Origin of the sequence: Actinoplanes sp. HUAS TT8, assembly GCF_051380535.1 — a bacterium.
Taxonomy (GTDB): domain Bacteria; phylum Actinomycetota; class Actinomycetes; order Mycobacteriales; family Micromonosporaceae; genus Actinoplanes.
Window position 1 is genome coordinate 2,488,712 of the sequence record NZ_CP195646.1, and the last position, 17,259, is coordinate 2,505,970.

A 17,259-nucleotide genomic window follows, 5' to 3' on the forward strand; every position below is an offset into this window, starting at 1 on the left:
TCAGCCCTTGCAGTTCGGGTTCGGGGCGACGCCCTGGCCGGTGGCGACGTCGGCCGGGTAGATGATCGGCGAGGTCCCGTCCGGCCGGTTCTGCTGGACCACGAACGGGTAGTCGGCCTGACCGCCCTTGCCGGGCGGGTAGGCGAGTTTGCCGCCGGGCAGGATGGAGTCCATGTCCAGCGCCGACAGCTTCTGCCGGATCTGCTCCCGGTCGACCGAGCCGGCCTGGCCGATCGCGGTGAACAGCGACCGGGCCGCCTCGTAGCCCAGCGCCTGGTACCACTCCGGGTCGGCGCCGTACCTGGCCTTGTAGGCGTCGACGAACGCCTTGTTGAGCCCGGCGTTGCCCAGCTGCTTGTTCCACCACACGGCGGACAGGATGTAGTCGACACCGGCCTGGCCCAGGGCCGTTCTGGCGTCCGACTCGGTGCCCCGGGCCCCGTACGTGATGATCTTGTGGCACATGTTCGAGCTCAGGTACTGCCGTTGCATGGTGATGAAGTCCGGCAGATGGGCGTCGACCATGAACAGGTCGGCCCTGGCCGCGCGGACCTTGCTCAGGATCGCCGAGAAGTCCTTGCCGTCCAGCGCGAACGACTCGTCGGTGACGATCTGGTAGCCGTCGCCGTGCGCGGCCACGAAGTCCTTGACGCCCTTGCGGAAGTCCTGGCCGTGCGAGGTGTTCTCCCAGATCACGGCCATCCGGGCCGGCTTGGGCAGTTTTCCGGCCGCCTGCTGGGTGTCGATCCAGCTCATCTCCGCGCCGGCCAGGTTGGCCACCGGGGCCAGGGTGCCGAACACCCACTGATACCCCTTGGCGTAGATCGAGGTCGCGGCGCCGCCGCCGGTGACGTACGGGATCTTGTTCTGCTCGGCGACCGTGCTCTGCGCCTCGACCAGCGACGTCGAGTACGTACCGAGGAAGGCGTTGACCCTGTCCTGGGTGATCAGCCGTTGCGCGAGGTTGACCGCCTTGGCCTGATCGGTGGTGTCGTCGAGCAGCTTCAGCTCGACCGGGATCTTCCGGCCGCTCAGGTCGATGCCGCCGTCGGCGTTCTCCAGGGCGAAGGCCAGCTCGAAGCCCTGCTTGAAACGTTCACCGGTCCGGACACGCAACGGCGGCCCGCCAGCCGCTGAGACATCGACAAGGACACTTTGGCGATCCATGACCATCGATGTCAAGCGGCCTCCGGGGCCGTCCGGGTCAGGCCGCGGTGGTGGCCACGTACACCGTATTGGCGGAGTTTCCGCCGGTCAGCGCGTTGGCGAACGGCACCACATGGGCGGCCGCGGTCGCGAAGCACTCGCGCAGGACTGTCAGGAACGCGTCGTCCGGGGCGTCGTCCGACCACAGCCCAAACACGCCACCGGGACGCAGCCGGGCGGCCAGCCGCCCCAGACCGGCCGGCGTGTACAGGTCGGCGTGGGTCGCGTCGAGCACGTTGACCGGCGAGTGGTCGATGTCGACCAGGATCGCGTCGAACCGGCGCCCGGCGTCGGCCGGGTCGAAGCCGGCACCGTCGCGCACGAGCGCGAAGAAGTCGCCCTCCAGCAGCGTCACGCGCGGATCCTCGGCGAGGGCGCGGCCCTCCGGGATCAGGTCCTGGCGGTGCCAGTCGATCACCGGCGCCAGGGCCTCGACCACGATCAGCGACCGGACCCGCGGATCGGCCAGCGCGACCCGCGCGGTGTAGCCGAGCCCGAGACCGCCGACCACGACGTCGCCCGGCCGATCCGGCAGCGCGGCCAGCCCGAGCCGGCTCAGCTCCTCCTCGGCGACGGTGAACAGACTGGACATCAGGTACTCGTCGCCGAGCTTGACCTCGTACACCTCGGTCCGGGTGGCCGGTTCCAGGCGCCGGCGCAGACTGATCTCGCCGATACGGGTGGGAGCCCAGCCGAGCTCGGCGAATCGTGGATGCATGGCGATGACCCTAACCTCCCGGGCGATCAGGGCCCGGGGCCACGCCGGAGCCGCGCGTACGCGAGGATGATCCGAATGGACATTCGCCAGACCACCGCCGATGACCTGGAGCAGCTCCTCGGGGTTCGCAGCTACGCGTTCGAGCCCACCCCGCTCACGCCGGAGCGCACCGAAGAGGCCGCCGCGTTCATGCGCACCCGGCTCAACAACATCTCCCTGGTCGCCGAGGAGGACGGCGAGACCCGGGCCACCGTGTCCGGCATCCCGATGCGGCAGAACGTGCGCGGCACCGACCTGCCGATGCTCGGGGTCGGTGGCGTGGCCGCCCACCCGCTGCACCGCCGGCGCGGGTACGTCCGGGTGCTGATGAACGCCCTGCTCGACCGGGGCCGCACCGACGGCTACGCGGTGAGCGTGCTCTACCCGTTCCGGGCCGGCTTCTACCACCGCCTCGGCTACGTCGGCCTGCCCGCCGCCAAGGCCGTCCGGGTGCGCACCGACACGCTGGGCGGGCTGCTCAAGCTGGACCTGCCGGGCGAGGTGCGGCTGCGCCGGCTGGCCGACGGCTGGGACGACTTCACCGCACTGCTGGACCGGCAGCTGTCGGCCCGGCACGGCTTCTCCAAGTTCCCCGAGTACCGCAGCGAGCAGTGGCGCAAGGACAACGACCACTGGCTGGCCACGGTGCACCGCGACGGGCAGGTCACCGGCGCGCTGGCCTACCGGACCGGCGAGTGGGGCCAGGAACTCAACGCCCGGCAGCTGGTCAGCGACGACCCGATCAGCCGGACCCAGCTGCTGCGCTTCCTGGCCGGGCACGCCGACCAGTACGCGCACGTCAACCTCGAAGTGGCGCCGGACGCGCGACCGGAACTGTGGGCCACCGACTTCGCCGGCACGATCACCACCACGATCGCGGTGCCGCACCCGGCGCCGCCGATGGCCCGCGTCATCGACCTTCCCGGGCTGGCCGGGATCGCGGCCGGCGAGAGCCGCATCGCGATCACCGTGGCCGACGACCCGCTGATCGGCGGGGACTGGGTGCTCGACGGCGACGGCGGCAAACTCGCGGTCACGGCGGCGACCGGCTCGTCCGACGTACGCCTGACCGTGGCCGGGCTGTCCGCGCTGGTCTACGGCGTGCAGTCGGCCGAGGAGGTGGTCGCGCTCGGCCTCGGCGTGATCCCGCCATCGGCCTACGCGGCCCTCGACACCCTGTTCCCGCGGGCCGACCCCTGGGTCTTCCTGCACTTCTGAGCCCTCAGGCGGTGGCCGTCACCAGGTGGGGTCGGCGGCACCTCTGCCGGGTCGTGGACGGGCTCGGGCAGGACCGGGAGTGACCCGGCCGGTCGGTACCCTCTGCGCATGGTTGAGGAGCGGCGGGCGACGCTGAAGGACGTGGCGGCGGCCAGCGGCGTCTCCCGGGCCACGGTCAGCTTCGTCCTCAACGACACCCCGAACCAGACGATCTCCGAGGTCACCCGCACGAGAGTGCTGCGGGTCGTGCGCGAGCTGGGCTACAAGCCGCACGGGATCGCGCGCGCCCTGCGGGAGGGTTCGTCGCGCATCGTGGTGCTGTTCATCGAGAGCGGCCTGGAGGGCAACTACTCGCGCAGCTACATCCGGGGCCTGGACGAGGAGTTGGCCGCGCACGATCACGTGCTGGTCGTGCGGCACGGGCCGACCGGGCCGGCGGCGGCCGAGCAGGTGCTGGGCGCGATCAACCCGCGGGCGGTGCTGCGCTTCGGCGAGGCGTACCGGACCGGGCACGGGCCGGAGGACTCCGGCGGCGACGGGCTGGCCGCGTACACCGGCCTGCAGCTCGGTTTCCTGGCCGAGCGCGGGCACACGGTGATCGCGCTGGCACTGCCGGACGACGCGCCGCTGGGGGAGGTGCGGCGCACCTTCGCCCGGCGGGCCGCGGACGCGCTGGGCCTGCCGCCGTTGCGCGACCTGACCGTGCCGTGGGACCGGGCCGCCGCGACCGCCGCCGTGGAGGCGTTCCGGCGGGCCGAGCCGGCGGTCACCGCGATCGCCGCCCACGACGACGACGTGGCCCTGCGGGTGGTGACCGGCCTGCACGACCTCGGGCTGCGGGTGCCGGGCGACTGCGCGGTCATCGGCTTCGACGACAACGAGTACGGCGCGCTGTTCACCCCGCCCCTGACCACGGTCCACATCGACGCCGAGGGGCACGGCCGGGTCGCCGCCCGTACCGTCCTCGGCCTGCCCGGCGACGACGTCGCCCCGGCCTCGGCGCAGGTCCTGACCCGGCAGACGGTCTGACCCGGCCCGGCCGGGATGCCGGTTTTCGGGGTCAGGCCGGCAGGATCTCGCCGCCGTGCTCGATGGCGACGGCGATCCCGAGCTCGGCGGATGCCGCTTCGGCCAGGGCGGCATCCGCGGCGGCGGTTCCCTCGGCCGGGGGCTTGCGGTACTCGCCGCTGACGGTGACGCCGTCGAAGTCGGCCGAGAGGCCGGCCGACGAGTAGATGGTGAAGTTCGCGAACGCGCCCCGCCCGGAACGACCGTCCAGCTTCTTGAGCGCGGCATTCAGGTCGGCCACGGTGTACCGCCGCTGCTGAACCGTCACGGCGATGCCGCGCCGGGCCGCCTCGTCCCGGATCTGCTGCTGGAGGTCGTCGGCCGGGCCGTGCCACAGCAGCGTCGTCGACCGGGTTCCGGCGTCGTTGACCGACTCGATGTAGCCGCTGGAGTCGATTCCCGGCCGGGATCGGATCCACTCCCGCAACTCGGACAGGGAGTTCTGACCGTCCCCGAGCGCCTGGTCGGAGCTGGGGGAGGCCGAGGGCGGGTCGGTTCGCACGGGCGGCAGGACGCCGACGGCGATCGCGCCGGCCGCGAGCGTTCCGGCCGCGCACCACAACAGCCATCGGCTGGACCTTCTGTCGGCCTTGATGGCGATCACCCCGTTCCGTCGAACCGCTGCGTCGTGGCAAAGTACCAGGTCAGAGGCAATTTCCCCGTACGGGAGGAAGGGTTTTGTTAGCGTGCCCGGATGCCTTCTCCGCGTGCACTGCTGCCCCGGTCGACGCCCGCCGCGTCGGGAGTGTCGTCGCGGGCGGTGGGTGCGCTGCTCGATCGGCTCGAAGCGCGGGGCGTCGAATGCCATTCGATGATGATCGTGCGCCGGGGGCACGTGGTGGCCGAGGGGTGGTGGGCGCCGTACTCGGCCGAGAGGCCGCACCTGCTCTACTCGCTGACCAAGTCGTTCACCGCGCTCGCGGTCGGGCTGGCGGTCGGGGACGGTCTGCTGTCGCTGGACGACCGGGTGGTGGACGTGCTGCCCGAGCACGTCCCGGACGACGTCTGCGAGCAGGGGCGCCGGCTCACCGTGCACCACCTGCTGTCGATGACCAGCGGACACGACACCGACAGTCTGGCGCAGGCCTGGGAGCGGGAACCCGCCGATCTGGTGAAGGGTTTCCTGCGCGTGCCGTTCCCGTTCGCCGAGGGGACCCAGCACGCCTACGACAATGCGACGACCTTCGTCCTGGCGCGCATGGTGGAACGGGTCACCGGTCGCGGCCTGCCGGAATGGCTCGACGAACGGCTTTTCGGCCCGATGGGAATCGACCCGCCGGAATGGGATCGGGTCGGCAGCGGCGCCACCTTCGGATTCCACGGACTGCATCTGACCACCGAGGCGGTGGCCGCCTTCGGCGAATTGCTGCTGCGGGAGGGCCGGTGGGGAGACCGCCGGCTCGTCGCGAGTGAATGGGTGCGGGCGGCGACCGGACGGCACGTCGAAACCCGGCCGGTCGGATCGTCGGACGTCGATTACCTCAACGGCTACGGCTACCAGTTCTGGATCTCCCGGCACGGATATCACGGCGACGGCTCGTTCGGGCAGCTGTGCGTGGTCGTTCCCTCGCACGATCTCGTGGTCGCGACCACCGGAGCCCACACGCAGTCCCAGGTTGTGCTGGACGCGATCTGGGAGTGCCTGCTGCCCGGAATCGATCAGGCCGACCCGGACGACGCGATCCTGGCCGACCGGCTGCGGCGACTGTCCCTGGACCCGGTGCGGGGTTGCGCCGACGGCACGTCCCCGATCGTCGCGCCCATCGACGGCGGGTGGCTGGTGAGTCTCGGGCCGTCCCTGAACGTCGAGGTCGGCCACGAGGTGTGGCGGGAGAGCGCACCGCTGGGCCGCCCGGTCGTCGCCCGCGGCGCCTGGCTGGGTGACACCTTCGTCGCCGACGTCTACAACATCACCACCCCCCATCGCGTACGGGTGGTGGTCGCCGCCGGAACAGCCACCGTGACGTGGAACATCGAGCCGCTGACCGGTTCCGATCTGGCCACGCACCTGCGGGCGCCGCTGGTCACCCGACCCGACGTTTCATGATCACCTGGGGCTGAACCGTCGCCCAACTCGGGTCGCGCAGGCCGATCGTCGCGCATCCTCGACGTGACCACACCATGTCACGAAGGGACGAAGATGACCTCCACCAGGTGGATGCGGGCCGCGGCCGTCGCACCGCTGCTGGCTGTCGTGGTTTCGGCTCCGGCGCAGGCCGAGCCGGCGCGGGCCGGGGCCAAGCCGGATCCGGGTCAGTTGAGGGCCACCGGGCAGAGACTCGTCGCCACACCGCCGGTCCGTGGGGTCCGGCCGGCCACGGCCCTCCCGATCTCGCGGGCCACCAGCGCCAACCTGAAGCATTCCTGCTACCCGCTGGCCCTGGTCGTCGGGGGGAGCCTGACCTGCACCGTCACGGTGGAGAACACCGGACCCACCGCGGCCGCGGTTGAACTGGGGTCCGCCTTCGGCCCGGAACTGGCCGTCGTCGAGGCGAGCGGGGCGGCCGTGACGACCCCGCGTGCTGTCCAGGCGTCGCGGACGACCCTCGCCCCGGCGACCGCGGCCGGTCCGAGCAGCGTCGCGCCCGATCCCGGCACCGTCATCGGGTACGTCCCGCTCAGCACGTTCACCGGAACCACCGTGCGCGGGATCGGGGACGAGGAGACCACCGAGCTGAACGTTCCGGCATTCGTCTACGACGGAACGACGTACGGGAAAATCGGTGTTTCCTCGAATGGCTATCTGGTGGCCGGCGGCGGCGCGGCGGCCGATGTCGGGCCGAACGGGCACCTGCCCCACGCGGTGCGGCCGAACAATGTGATCGCGCCGTTCTGGACCGACCTGGACGGCACCGGCGCCACCGGTGTTCTGGCCAATGTGCTGACCGACGGCGTGTCCCGCTGGATCGTCGTCGAATGGCAGGTCAACGCCAAGGGAACCCGGTCGCGGAAGGTCTTCCAGACCTGGATCGGCGTCAACGGCACTCAGGACATCCAGTTCGCCTACAAGCTCGACACCATCGCTGGCCCGGTCCGTTCGCTGACCGTCGGCGCCGAGAACGCGGACGGCACGGTCGGCGTGCGCCTGCCGGCCGGCACCGTGCCCACCGGCGACCTGCGCCTGACCAGCGCCGATCGCCGGCCGGGGGGCGCCCTGTCCTACACGGTGACGCTCAAGGCCGTGCGCGAGAGCATGGCCGCGATGGTGACCAGCACCGCCAGGGTCCAGGGCCTGAAGCGGCCGCTGACGACCAGCCTGTCGGCCAATATCGCCTCGGCGCCCTGACCCCGGACGGTCCCGGCGCTTCGGGGGAGGGAAGCGCCGGGCCCGCTCAGTGGTGCCCGAGCAGGGCGGGCAGCCCGCCGAGGTCGTCGACCCGGTCGTCCGGCACGTAGGAGTCCGGGTCGGTGCGGAGGTCGCGGGCCGCCGGGTAGGCCGCGTTGGTGACCAGCACCGGGCGCATGCCGGCGCGACGGGCGCCGTCGTGCTCCCGGCTGCCGCCGTCCCCGACGAACCAGCACTGCGCCGCCGGGACACCGAGCCGCTCGCACGCGGTCGCGTAGAGGCGCGGATCCGGTTTGCGGTAACCCTCCTGCCAGGAGAACACCGGGGCGTCGATCAGTTCCGCGTACGGCGTGCCCGCCCACGCCTCGCACAACTCGCTGGAACAGTCGCTGATCAGCCCCAGTGCGTAGCCGTGACCGCGCAGCTCCTTCAGGACCCGGACGGCCTCGGCGCGCGGACGCCGGACCAGCTCGGCGCCCGCCCGATGAGTGTCCACGGCCGCGGCCAGACGCGCCTCGCCCGGCTCGACGCCGCAGGACCGGGCCATCGCCAGCAGAGTGTCCCGGGTCCCGCCGAACGCACCGACCGTACGCTGCCCGAAGCTTTCCACCATCGCGGCCCGGAACCGGTCGGCCGGCACCCCGAGAATCGCCGCCGTGGCCGCGAACGTGCCGAGCCGGTCGCTCTCGGCGTCCGGGTCGGTGAGCGTGCCGAAGAAGTCGAAGATGATCGCGCGCATCCGCGCATCCTCCCGCACAAACGAGAGCGCCGGACCCAGCGACTGCTGAATCCGGCGCCCTCGTGCTCATCATCAGCCGCGACGCGGCAGCTTCCAGTCCGGCCGCGGGAAGTGGCAGGTGTAGCCGTTCGGAATCCGCTCCAGGTAGTCCTGGTGCTCCGGCTCGGCCTCCCAGAACGGGCCGGCCGCGGTCACCTCGGTGACCACCTTGCCCGGCCACAGCCCGGACGCGTCCACATCCGCGATGGTGTCCTCGGCGACGGCCTTCTGCTCGTCGCTCTCGAAGAAGATCGCCGACCGGTAGCTGTCACCGATGTCGTTGCCCTGCCGGTTCAACGTGCTCGGGTCGTGGATCTGGAAGAAGAACTCCAGAAGATCCCGGTACGACGTGACGGCCGGATCGAACGTGATCTCGATCGCCTCGGCGTGGCCCGCGTGGTTGCGGTACGTGGCGTTGTCCACGTGCCCGCCCGTGTAGCCGACCCGCGTCGTGACCACACCCGGCCGCCTGCGGATCAGGTCCTGCATCCCCCAGAAGCAGCCGCCGGCCAGAATCGCCTTCTCGGTGGCCATGTCGTGTACCCCATTCCCGTCGTTCACGTTCTCGTCCTTCCGAGAAAGGTAACAACGCGGCCCGGTCGCCTATGCCCGGCGCCGGCCAGGACCGGCGGTTCCGCGAGCGGCGCCTCGAAGACCGGGTGACGATCATGCGCGGCCGGGGATCGGGGCCGCCCGCGGCGAGACATTCCTTTCCGCGCGAATGCGCCGGGTATTGCCACGGTCGTGCTCTACTCGACGCATGCGCGCCCCACGACCGTACCTCTGGAGTGTCTTTTCTGTCGTTCTTCTCCTGACGACCGCGACGCCGGCGAATGCCGCGGACTATCCGTCGTTCGAGGGTGTGAAAACCATTCATCTGACGGGGAGTGCGGCCATCGTCAAGGCCGGCCCGGGGCACCGGGCCGTGCTCCGGCTGACCGGCGGCGGCTACCGGCAGGCGGGCGCGGCCTGGGATCATGCCCGGGTCGACGTGACCGGATCGTTCACCAGCGAGTTCTACGCCATGCTGGACGGCCCGCCCGGAACGGGGAATCTCGCCTTTGTCCTGCGCGACGCGAAACGGAATGTCGCGATCCGATTCGCCGACGACAGAATCGGGCTGAACGGTGAGGCCGGCACCAAGGCGAATATTCCTCTGACCGGGTCGCCGTTCATGGCGCGAATCACCTATGACGCGCCCACCAAGAATCTGCGCGCCTATCTGAGCGCCCCCGACGGCGTGGAGCAGCCGGTCGTCGACCGCACGGTCGACCTCGGCGCGACCCCGCTGGAGGCCGGTTTCACCGGCAGCGCCACGATCACCCAGGACATCATCTCCTGGGAGCTTCAGACGTCGGACTCGACCGCGAACGTGTTGCCGTCCGGGTCCTGAAACCAGGCGATCCGCCCACCCCCGGCGCGCGGCCCGATCCCCTTGGCGTCCTGCCCGAAACCCTCGTAGCGGGCGAACTCCACCCCGGCCGCGGTGAGTTCGTCCACGATCTGGTCCAGGTCGTCGACATACCAGGTGGCCAGGGTCGCCCGGGTCTGCCCGGCGGTGGCCGACTGGTACACGTTCAGCGCCGGACCGCCCCCGGAACCGTAGATGCGGCTCCCGCCGGCGATCGCCGCGCTGGGCCCGGACCGCAGCACCGGCAGACCGAGCCGGCCCTCGTAGAAGGCGACCGCCCGGTGGATGTCGGACACGGCGACCGAGGCTCTGACGTGATGCTCGCTCAACGGCATGCCGCTAGTGTGCCAGCGTGGCGAACGGGATCAGGCGTTCGGAGCTGCGCGGTCGGCGGCTCGAACGGGACCGGCTGGACGGCCTGCTGCGCGACGTCCGCGACGGGCACAGCCGGGCGCTGGTGCTGCGCGGCGAGGCCGGCTGCGGCAAGACCGCCCTGCTCGATCACCTGGCCGCGCAGGCCGGATCGGTCCGGGTGCTGCGGGTGGCCGGCGTCGAGTCCGAGTCCGAGATCGCCTACTCGGCGCTGCAGCAGCTCTGCGCGCCGCTGCTGACCCACCTGGACCGGCTGCCGCCGCCGCAGCGGGACGCGTTGCGCACCACGTTCGGGCTCAGCGGCGGGCCGGTCCCGGAGCGGCTGCGGGTCGGGCTCGGCGTGCTCGGCCTGTTCGCCGAGGCGGCCGCCGAGCAGCCGCTGGTCGGCGTGGTGGACGACGTGCAGTGGGTCGACGCGATGTCGGCCGGGATCCTGGCGTTCGTGGCGCGGCGCCTGGCCGCCGAGTCGGTGGCGCTGGTCTTCGCGACGCGCGACGCCGGGGACGAGCCGATGCTGGCCGGCCTGCCCGAGTTGTGGGTGCCGGGGCTGCCGGATCCGGAGGCGCGCGCTCTGCTCGACTCGGTGCTGACCGGGCCGGTGGATGCCCACGTACGGGATCGGATCGTCGCCGAGACGCAGGGAAACCCGCTGGCCCTGACCGAGTTGACCCGCGGCCTGTCGGCGGCCGAGCTGGCGTTCGGGTTCGGTGGTCAGAGCGCGGTCCCGCTGTCGAGCCGGATGGAGGACGGTTTCCGCCGGCGGATCGCGGCGCTGCCCCCGGAGAGCCGCACCGTGCTGCTGGCCGCCGCGGTCGAACCGGTCGGCGACGCCCAGCTGTTGTGGCGCGCACTTGACCGGCTCGGCGTCGGCGGCGAGGCGGTCGCCCCGGCCGAGGCCGACGGGCTGATCGAGTTCGGGGTGCGCGTCCGGTTCCCGCATCCGCTGGTCCGCACGGCCGCGTGGCGGTCGGCCGACGCGGGCCGGCTGCGGGCCGTGCACGCCGCCCTGGCCGAGGTCACCGACCCGGTCCGGGAGCCGGACCGGCGGGCCTGGCATCGCGCGCACGCCGCGTCCGGCCCGGACGACGAGGTCGCCGCCGAGCTGCGCGACTCGGCCGGCCGGGCGCTGGCCCGGGGCGGCTGGTCGGCCGCGGCCGCGTTCCTGGAACGGGCCGCGCAGCTCACCGCCGACCCGGCCGGCCGCGGGGAACTGCTGGTCGAGGCCGCGGCCGCGCACGCCGAGGCGGGCCAGTTCGTCCAGGTGCCCGAGCTGCTCGGCGCCGCCCAGCTGGGCCCGCTGGACGCGCTGCGGCAGGCGCGGGCCGAGCGGCTGCGGGCGCAGGTCGCGTTCATGCTGCAGCACGGGCGGGCCGCAGTGCCGCCGCTGCTGGCCGCCGCATCCCGGCTGGAGGCGCTCGACCCGGTCGCGGCCCGCGACGCGTACCTGACCGCGATCGGCGCCGCCATGTACGCCGGCCGGTTCGGCGGCGACGTCCTGCGCACCGCCGCCGAGGCCGCGCGCCGGGCCGCCCCGGCCGGGGACACCGTGCCCGACCTGCTGCTGGCCGGCCTGACCGCGTGGATTCTGGACGGCCGCACGTCCGCGGTGCCCCGGCTGCACCGCGCCCTGGACGCGATGACCGACGACGACGCCGACCTGGTCTGGCTGGCCGCACCGGTCGCGCACGAGGTGTTCCGGTTCGACCTGGCCAACCGGATGAGCGAACGGGCCGTCCCGTCCGCGGTGGAGAGCGGCGCCCTGTCACGGCTGCCGACGGCACTGGCCATCTGGGCCAACAGCCTGATCGACACCGGTCGCCTGGCCGAGGCGGCCGACCTGGTGGAGGAGATCGACGCGGTCACCCGGGCCACCGGTGCGTCCGTCTACCAGCTGTCCCGCCTGGTCCTGGCCGCCTATCAGGGACCCGAGCAGTCCGCGACGGCGCTGATCGAGGCCACGCTGCGCGACGCCGACGCCCGGGCGGACGGGCGGCTGCGCGCGGTCGCCGGCCTGGCCGCCGCGATGCTGCACAACGGACTGGGCGATCACGAGGCGGCGCTGGAGGCGGCGTCGCGGACCGCCGAGTACCCGGACATGGCGCTCAACCACTGGGCGTTGCGGGAATTGGTCGAGGCTTCCGCCCGTACGGGAAAATCTGACGTTGCCGCCGAGGCCCGGGAACGCCTGGCCGAGCGGACCGCCGCCACCCCCACCCGGACCGCGCGCGGTCTGCAGGCGTTGGCCGACGCGCTCGCCGGTCCGGAAGATCGGGCCGAGGAGAACTACCGTGCGGCCGTGAACGGCCTGGGTGTCGTGGAGAGCGCCACTCAGGGCCATCGCGCCCGGCTGCTGTTCGGCGAGTGGCTGCGGCGGCGCAACCGGCCAGGGGAGGCCCGCGCCGAGCTGCGGATCGCCTACGACGCGTTCACCGCCATGGGTGCCCACGTCTACGCCGGCCGGGCCCGCCGCGAACTGGCCGCCACCGGCGAGAACGTCCGCGAACGCACCCGCGGGGACCGCGAGCGGCTCACCCCGCAGGAAGCCGCGATCGCGCAGCTCGCCGTCTCCGGCCGTACGAATCCGCAGATCGCGTCCGCGCTGTTCCTGAGCCCGCGCACGGTCGAGTGGCACCTGCGCAAGACCTACCACAAGCTGGGCATCACCTCACGCCGCGAACTGGCCGCGGTCCTCACCGCTCGATGAGCAGCTGGTCCCGGCGCCGCCTCAGCACGGCCCGGGCCCGCCGGGCCGCCCACAGGTTGACCGCGGCCACCGCACCGAGCGCGAGCACCACACCCAGCAGCACCGGCGTCACGGCGATCAGCACCGCGCCCAGCGCGAAGACCAGCCACGCGCCGGCGCCCAGCCACGCGGCGATCACCCGATCCCGGGCGAACAGCGGCGCCCGCCGGCTCACCGCCCAGCCGCCGAACCCCGCCCAGCCCAGACCGATCACCACCAGCACCGCGAACGCGGCACTCGTGCGTGCCGGCAGGCCGGGCTCGGTCGCCCAGAGCAGGCCGATCAGCGCGCTGCCGGTCAGCCCGGCCAACCCCACGATCAGGTAGAAGACCCGCCTGCGCAGCGACAACGGCGCGTCCAGCCGCGCCAGCACCTCGTCCGGCGTCATCCCTCGAACCCCTTCCGCACGAGTTCGCGGCGCAGCAACATCCGCGCCCGGTTCAGCCGCGACTTGACCGTGCCCACCGGCACCGCGCAGATCTGCGCGCACGTCTCCAGCGGCAGATCCTCCAGATGGAACAGCACCAGCACCTCCCGTTCCCGGGCCGGCAGCGCGGCCAGGGCGCCGGCGATCGTCTCCCGGTTGACGACCTGCTCGGCCTCGTCCGGCCCCGGCCCGCCGTCCCCGTCGATCGGTTCCGGTTCCGGGCGCGCGTACTGGTCCCGCAGCCGGTTCATGACCGCCCGCCGCGCAAGCGTGAACAGCCACGGCGTGAACCGTTCGGGCTGCCGCAACCGGGGCAGCCCGCGCACCACGGCCAGCCAGATCTCCTGCACCACGTCGTCGTCGGGGCCGCCGAGCATCCGCCCGACGTACCGTTCGATCGCCGGATGCCACGCCCGCACCAGCTCGGCGAACGCCTCCCGCTCACCGAGCCGGCAGCGGATCACCAGCAACTCGTCGCTCATCGGCCCTCCTCACCCAGTTCAGTCGGAGTGGGGCCCCGGCAGGTTCACTAGGATGATCGAATGACCGATGAGAACACTCCCGAGAACCTCCGGCAGAAGCTGGCCGACCTCGACGCCGAGATCGCCGAGCTGCGCCGCCTCGACGGCGACGCCCAGGCCCGCCGCGGCGAGGACGGCGACCAGTCCGAAGGCATCATCGAGAACGAGGAGCTGGCCACCGAGCTGACCGGCATCGCCGAGAACGAGGCCGTCATCGACGTCCTGCTGGAGCGCCGCGACCGGGTCGAGGCCCAGCTCCGCGCCCTCGGATGAGCTTGCGTGGCGGTCCGGCCCGCGCTAACCGGGCAGGACCGCCACGTTGCTGAAGAATCGCTCGATCTGCTGAACGGCCGACTCGAACGCGTCATAGTCCATCGGCTTGGTCACGAACGCATTGGCGTGCCGAACATAACTGCCGACCACATCCAACTCGGCCGTGGACGTCGTCAGCACCACAACCGGAATGGTCTTGAGATCGTCGTCGGCCTTCAATTCGGCCAGCACCTCATGACCGTTCATCCGCGGCATGTTGAGATCCAGCAGAATCAGATTCGGCCGCGGCGCCTCGGCATACCGCCCGACCCGCCGCAAATACTCCATCGCCTCGCCACCATCGGTGACGGCATGCACGGCCGGCGGCGCCGCGACGGCCTGCAACGCCTCTTCGATCATCAGCGTGTCGGCCGCGTCATCATCGACGACCAGCACATCGAACACTCGGCCGCTCATAGTGGTCGCCGCATTTCCATCGCCGGTCGGGTCGTGTCGCGCTCGACAATAGCCCCTGGGCCGGCCGCCGGTGCACCGACGCGCTCACTCCGTTTTCCCACCCCAAGATCAAATTCAAATTCTTCATTGCCTATCTCCGCCGGGGTACAGACCGTCGCTCCCGCGGGGACCCTTCCGGGGGCCGCAGGGCGCTGGCGCGCCCAGAACGCGACCCCCTCCAGGGCGACGTCCGCGGGTGGCTGAGCTCAACCCCAAACCCGCCCACACCCGTAAAGCCACCTCGACAGCACACCCTCCACAGCGCAGCCCGTTCCCCGCCGCTGTCGATGCGCGCGACGCCTTACGCGACCCCGAGGCCACTCCGGCTCCAGCCGCGCCCCGCCCGCCGGGCTGGTGCTGAGGGCTGTCCCCAGACCCCGGAGACAGCCCTCAGCACCAGCCAGAGCCGCGCCCCGACGCCGGCCGCCGGGGGGATCCGTCGTCGCGCCCGACACCCGGTCGATCCGGGCGGCAAACCATGTTCCGGCCGCAACGACGGGCAAATTCAAGCTGCTCGACCGGGTTGCCGGTGCTCGTGGCCGCCGGCAATGTCGGCGTCGACCGGTCAGCGCAGCGCTGCGGCGATCGCCTCGGCCGGCGTCGCGGTCGGCCGTCCGATCAGGCGCCGCAGGTCGCCGGAATCGGTGAACATCTCGTCGCGGCTCATGGCCAGGTCGGCGTCGGCGAGAACATGCGCCAGTTCGGCGGGCACTCCCGCGTCGAGCAGCACCCGGGTGAACGCGTCGGCCGTGAGATGGGTGTACTCGATACGTCGGCCGGCGGCGGCGGAGATCGCCGCGGCCAACTCGGCCAGGGTGAACGACTCGTCGCCGCCCAGTTCGTACACCTTGCCGGTGTGACCCTCGGTCGTCAGCACGACCGCGGCGGCGTCGGCGTAGTCGGCGCGGGTCGCGGCGCTGATCCTTCCCGGCCCGGCGGCCCCGACGACGGCTCCGCCCTGCAATACCTGCGGAAGCTGGGCGGTGTAGTTCTCCAGATACCAGCCGTTGCGCAGCATCACGCTGGGCAGTCGCTCGCGCAGGTATTCCTCGGTGGCGCTGTGAGTCGGGGCAAGGCTCGTGGTGGACGTGTCCGCACGCAGCATGCTCGTGTACGCGACCAGGGAGACGCCCGCCGCGACGGCGGCGTCGATGGCACGCCTGTGGTTGGCGACGCGTTCGCTCGGCGTCGTGGTGGAGATCAGCAGGAGTTTGTCCGCGCCCTCGAAGGCTGCCGGCAGGCCGGCGGGCTCGGCGAAGTCGGCCCGGCGAACCGTGACGCCGCGGTCGGCGAAGTCTTTGATCCTGGAGACGTCCCGGCTGGTCGCGACGATCCCGGAAGCCGGAACACCGCGGTTCAGAAGGGCTTCGACGGTGAGCCGGCCGAGCTGGCCGGAGGCTGCGGTAACAACGATAGACATGGTGGTCGTTCCCATCCTGCCGTGGACCTCCCACGGCACGAGGACCACGATGACCTGGTCGCTCTCCTTTGGTAAGTGCGCACTTGCGGGTAAGGTGATCACCTCGACGTTAGGATCGAGGTAGGCGCGATGACGACCGCCCCGGAAGTGAACGAGCCCACATCGTCATGGGATCCGTACACCCGTGGCTGTCCGTCGCGTGATCTGCTCGACCAGATCGGCAGCAAGTGGGCGGTCCTCGTGCTGGGCGAACTCGGCCGCCACGGGGCGTGCCGGTTCACACAGCTGCGCCGGCAACTCGCGGGGGTCAGCGAGAAGATGCTCACCCAGACGCTGCGCACGCTCGAACGCGACGGCCTGCTGCTGCGGACGGTGTACCCGGAGACCCCGATCCGGGTGGAGTACGAGCTGACGCCGCTCGGCCAGACGCTGCGCGGTCCCCTGAAAGCGCTCACCGACTGGTCGGTGGAGCACGTCGAGGAAGTCCTCGGCGCGCGCGAGGAGTATGACGAGCGCGCCGGCAAACGTTAGCGAGCGGACCCATCGCATAGATCAACTCAAACCGGTCGCGACCGCTCTCTCAAGTCCACCGTGAGCGAGGCCGGCGACCGAAATACCTGGCCGGCTTCGCCGCTCAGAGGTGTGGGGACGGCCAGAGCTCGGCGACCAGGCGGTGGGACTCGCGGGTGGTGGCCGGATCGAGGTCCGGGGGTGGGCCGGTGAAGCCGAGCGCCCCCAACGCCATCTCGGCATACCGGGCGGCCAGGTCGTCGAGCGTGAGCAGCCCGTCCGGCTGGTACCAGCGGGCGACGCCGCTGCACATCTCCAGCAGGGCCATCCGGGCGATGCCGGGTTCCCGCACCTGGAATGCCCCGGCGTTCACCCCGGCGTCGATGGCCTGCTGCCACACCTGTTCGTACCCGTCGCGCAGGGCGATGATCTCGGCCCGGGGCGTCTCGGACAGCGCGCGCAGTTCGTCGTCGGCGACGCGGGTGTGCAGCGGCCGGGCGGCGTGGGTGAGGACGTGGACGTGGACCAGGCGGACGATCCGGTCGGCCGGTGTGCCGTCGGTGCCGACCAGGGCGGCGGCCCGGACGAGCAGGCTCATGCTCTCCCGCATGATCTCGGCGAGCAGGTCTTCCTTCGTACCCATGTAGTGGTACAGCGTCGCGGTGGAGAGCCCGGCCCGTTGGGCCAGGTCGCGGATGCCGGTGCCGTGGAAGCCGCGTTCCGCGAACAGGGTGAGGGCGGCTGCTCGCAAACGTCGTCCCGCCGGTTCCATGC

19 protein-coding genes are annotated in these 17,259 nt (G+C 71.8%); 8 read left to right on the forward strand and 11 right to left on the reverse strand.

From position 1 onward, the window contains the following. Both ACSHV8_RS10905 and ACSHV8_RS10910 read right to left on the reverse strand, forming a co-directional pair. Entirely contained in the window at positions 1 to 1,116 is a 1,116-nt protein-coding gene (locus ACSHV8_RS10905; RefSeq protein WP_436531941.1) for an amino acid ABC transporter substrate-binding protein, read from the reverse strand. Positions 1,117 to 1,204: 88 nt separating this feature from the next. After that, a complete protein-coding gene (locus ACSHV8_RS10910) occupies positions 1,205 to 1,924 on the reverse strand; it encodes a spermidine synthase (protein WP_436531943.1) in 720 nt (239 codons plus the stop codon). A gap of 75 nt (positions 1,925 to 1,999) precedes the next feature. On the opposite strand from ACSHV8_RS10910, the gene ACSHV8_RS10915 reads away from it, so the two are divergent. Both ACSHV8_RS10915 and ACSHV8_RS10920 read left to right on the forward strand, forming a co-directional pair. Continuing rightward, positions 2,000 to 3,181 (forward strand): GNAT family N-acetyltransferase, encoded by a 1,182-nt coding sequence (locus ACSHV8_RS10915; protein ID WP_436531944.1) that lies wholly within the window; start codon positions 2,000 to 2,002, stop codon positions 3,179 to 3,181. 108 nt (positions 3,182 to 3,289) lie between these two features. Beyond that, positions 3,290 to 4,210 (forward strand): LacI family DNA-binding transcriptional regulator, encoded by a 921-nt coding sequence (locus tag ACSHV8_RS10920; RefSeq protein WP_436531946.1) that lies wholly within the window; start codon positions 3,290 to 3,292, stop codon positions 4,208 to 4,210. 31 nt (positions 4,211 to 4,241) lie between these two features. Here ACSHV8_RS10920 and ACSHV8_RS10925 read toward each other — a convergent pair whose 3' ends face one another. Then, positions 4,242 to 4,853 carry a hypothetical protein gene (locus ACSHV8_RS10925; protein WP_436531948.1) on the reverse strand — a complete coding sequence of 204 codons (612 nt, stop codon included), beginning with the start codon at positions 4,851 to 4,853 and terminating at the stop codon, positions 4,242 to 4,244. A 90-nt stretch (positions 4,854 to 4,943) separates the two neighbouring features. On the opposite strand from ACSHV8_RS10925, the gene ACSHV8_RS10930 reads away from it, so the two are divergent. Then, on the forward strand, positions 4,944 to 6,296 hold the full coding sequence (locus ACSHV8_RS10930; RefSeq protein WP_436531950.1) for a serine hydrolase domain-containing protein: 1,353 nt from the start codon (positions 4,944 to 4,946) through the stop codon (positions 6,294 to 6,296). Positions 6,297 to 6,389: 93 nt separating this feature from the next. Then, a complete protein-coding gene (locus tag ACSHV8_RS10935; RefSeq protein WP_436531952.1) occupies positions 6,390 to 7,535 on the forward strand; it encodes a hypothetical protein in 1,146 nt (381 codons plus the stop codon). Positions 7,536 to 7,581: 46 nt separating this feature from the next. Here ACSHV8_RS10935 and ACSHV8_RS10940 read toward each other — a convergent pair whose 3' ends face one another. Both ACSHV8_RS10940 and msrA read right to left on the reverse strand, forming a co-directional pair. Beyond that, positions 7,582 to 8,274 (reverse strand): HAD family hydrolase, encoded by a 693-nt coding sequence (locus ACSHV8_RS10940; protein WP_436531954.1) that lies wholly within the window; start codon positions 8,272 to 8,274, stop codon positions 7,582 to 7,584. A gap of 72 nt (positions 8,275 to 8,346) precedes the next feature. After that, positions 8,347 to 8,874, reverse strand: a complete 528-nt coding sequence (gene msrA, locus ACSHV8_RS10945; protein ID WP_436531956.1) for a peptide-methionine (S)-S-oxide reductase MsrA — start codon at positions 8,872 to 8,874, stop codon at positions 8,347 to 8,349. 199 nt (positions 8,875 to 9,073) lie between these two features. Between msrA and ACSHV8_RS10950 the strand changes: the two genes are divergently transcribed. Continuing rightward, a complete protein-coding gene (locus tag ACSHV8_RS10950) occupies positions 9,074 to 9,706 on the forward strand; it encodes a hypothetical protein (RefSeq protein WP_436531958.1) in 633 nt (210 codons plus the stop codon). Here the strand turns inward: ACSHV8_RS10950 and ACSHV8_RS10955 are convergent. Then, positions 9,661 to 10,059: a VOC family protein gene (locus tag ACSHV8_RS10955; RefSeq protein ID WP_436531959.1), complete on the reverse strand. Its 399-nt coding sequence runs from the start codon at positions 10,057 to 10,059 to the stop codon at positions 9,661 to 9,663. The two genes, ACSHV8_RS10950 and ACSHV8_RS10955, sit on opposite strands and share 46 nt — an antisense overlap. A 17-nt stretch (positions 10,060 to 10,076) precedes the next feature. On the opposite strand from ACSHV8_RS10955, the gene ACSHV8_RS10960 reads away from it, so the two are divergent. Continuing rightward, the gene (locus ACSHV8_RS10960; protein WP_436531961.1) at positions 10,077 to 12,800 is read left to right on the forward strand and encodes a helix-turn-helix transcriptional regulator; all 2,724 of its coding nucleotides are present in this window, start codon (positions 10,077 to 10,079) and stop codon (positions 12,798 to 12,800) included. On the opposite strand, the gene ACSHV8_RS10965 is transcribed toward ACSHV8_RS10960, so the two are convergent. Continuing rightward, on the reverse strand, positions 12,787 to 13,227 hold the full coding sequence (locus tag ACSHV8_RS10965; RefSeq protein WP_436531963.1) for a hypothetical protein: 441 nt from the start codon (positions 13,225 to 13,227) through the stop codon (positions 12,787 to 12,789). The two genes, ACSHV8_RS10960 and ACSHV8_RS10965, sit on opposite strands and share 14 nt — an antisense overlap. Beyond that, positions 13,224 to 13,748, reverse strand: coding sequence for an RNA polymerase sigma factor (locus ACSHV8_RS10970; RefSeq protein WP_436531965.1), 525 nt, complete (start codon positions 13,746 to 13,748; stop codon positions 13,224 to 13,226). Before ACSHV8_RS10970 ends, ACSHV8_RS10965 begins: the two co-directional genes overlap by 4 nt. 60 nt (positions 13,749 to 13,808) lie before the next feature. Between ACSHV8_RS10970 and ACSHV8_RS10975 the strand changes: the two genes are divergently transcribed. Then, complete coding sequence (locus ACSHV8_RS10975) at positions 13,809 to 14,060, forward strand: hypothetical protein (protein ID WP_436531966.1); 252 nt, start codon at positions 13,809 to 13,811, stop codon at positions 14,058 to 14,060. Between the two features lie 24 nt (positions 14,061 to 14,084). Here the strand turns inward: ACSHV8_RS10975 and ACSHV8_RS10980 are convergent, their stop codons facing one another. Both ACSHV8_RS10980 and ACSHV8_RS10985 read right to left on the reverse strand, forming a co-directional pair. Further along, a complete protein-coding gene (locus ACSHV8_RS10980; RefSeq protein WP_436531968.1) occupies positions 14,085 to 14,516 on the reverse strand; it encodes a response regulator in 432 nt (143 codons plus the stop codon). Between the two features lie 604 nt (positions 14,517 to 15,120). Continuing rightward, positions 15,121 to 15,975: an NmrA family NAD(P)-binding protein gene (locus tag ACSHV8_RS10985; protein ID WP_436531970.1), complete on the reverse strand. Its 855-nt coding sequence runs from the start codon at positions 15,973 to 15,975 to the stop codon at positions 15,121 to 15,123. Positions 15,976 to 16,104: 129 nt separating this feature from the next. Here ACSHV8_RS10985 and ACSHV8_RS10990 point away from each other — a divergent pair, with 129 nt between their 5' ends. Beyond that, on the forward strand, positions 16,105 to 16,506 hold the full coding sequence (locus ACSHV8_RS10990; protein ID WP_436531971.1) for a winged helix-turn-helix transcriptional regulator: 402 nt from the start codon (positions 16,105 to 16,107) through the stop codon (positions 16,504 to 16,506). Between the two features lie 103 nt (positions 16,507 to 16,609). Here the strand turns inward: ACSHV8_RS10990 and ACSHV8_RS10995 are convergent, their stop codons facing one another. Next, a complete protein-coding gene (locus ACSHV8_RS10995; RefSeq protein ID WP_436531973.1) occupies positions 16,610 to 17,257 on the reverse strand; it encodes a TetR/AcrR family transcriptional regulator in 648 nt (215 codons plus the stop codon). Positions 17,258 to 17,259 lie beyond the last annotated feature (2 nt).

Bases quoted from the DNA above. Each gene is read 5' to 3' on its own strand.
- ACSHV8_RS10955 (WP_436531959.1), bottom strand. From the start codon at position 10,059: ATGCCGTTGAGCGAGCATCACGTCAGAGCCTCGGTCGCCGTGTCCGAC.
- ACSHV8_RS10940 (WP_436531954.1), bottom strand. From the start codon at position 8,274: ATGCGCGCGATCATCTTCGACTTCTTCGGCACGCTCACCGACCCGGAC.
- ACSHV8_RS10970 (WP_436531965.1), bottom strand. From the start codon at position 13,748: ATGAGCGACGAGTTGCTGGTGATCCGCTGCCGGCTCGGTGAGCGGGAG.
- ACSHV8_RS10910 (WP_436531943.1), bottom strand. From the start codon at position 1,924: ATGCATCCACGATTCGCCGAGCTCGGCTGGGCTCCCACCCGTATCGGC.
- ACSHV8_RS10935 (WP_436531952.1), top strand. From the start codon at position 6,390: ATGACCTCCACCAGGTGGATGCGGGCCGCGGCCGTCGCACCGCTGCTG.
- ACSHV8_RS10930 (WP_436531950.1), top strand. From the start codon at position 4,944: ATGCCTTCTCCGCGTGCACTGCTGCCCCGGTCGACGCCCGCCGCGTCG.
- ACSHV8_RS10980 (WP_436531968.1), bottom strand. From the start codon at position 14,516: ATGAGCGGCCGAGTGTTCGATGTGCTGGTCGTCGATGATGACGCGGCC.
- ACSHV8_RS10995 (WP_436531973.1), bottom strand. From the start codon at position 17,257: ATGGAACCGGCGGGACGACGTTTGCGAGCAGCCGCCCTCACCCTGTTC.
- ACSHV8_RS10975 (WP_436531966.1), top strand. From the start codon at position 13,809: ATGACCGATGAGAACACTCCCGAGAACCTCCGGCAGAAGCTGGCCGAC.
- ACSHV8_RS10985 (WP_436531970.1), bottom strand. From the start codon at position 15,975: ATGTCTATCGTTGTTACCGCAGCCTCCGGCCAGCTCGGCCGGCTCACC.
- ACSHV8_RS10950 (WP_436531958.1), top strand. From the start codon at position 9,074: ATGCGCGCCCCACGACCGTACCTCTGGAGTGTCTTTTCTGTCGTTCTT.
- ACSHV8_RS10915 (WP_436531944.1), top strand. From the start codon at position 2,000: ATGGACATTCGCCAGACCACCGCCGATGACCTGGAGCAGCTCCTCGGG.
- ACSHV8_RS10965 (WP_436531963.1), bottom strand. From the start codon at position 13,227: ATGACGCCGGACGAGGTGCTGGCGCGGCTGGACGCGCCGTTGTCGCTG.
- ACSHV8_RS10990 (WP_436531971.1), top strand. From the start codon at position 16,105: ATGACGACCGCCCCGGAAGTGAACGAGCCCACATCGTCATGGGATCCG.
- ACSHV8_RS10920 (WP_436531946.1), top strand. From the start codon at position 3,290: ATGGTTGAGGAGCGGCGGGCGACGCTGAAGGACGTGGCGGCGGCCAGC.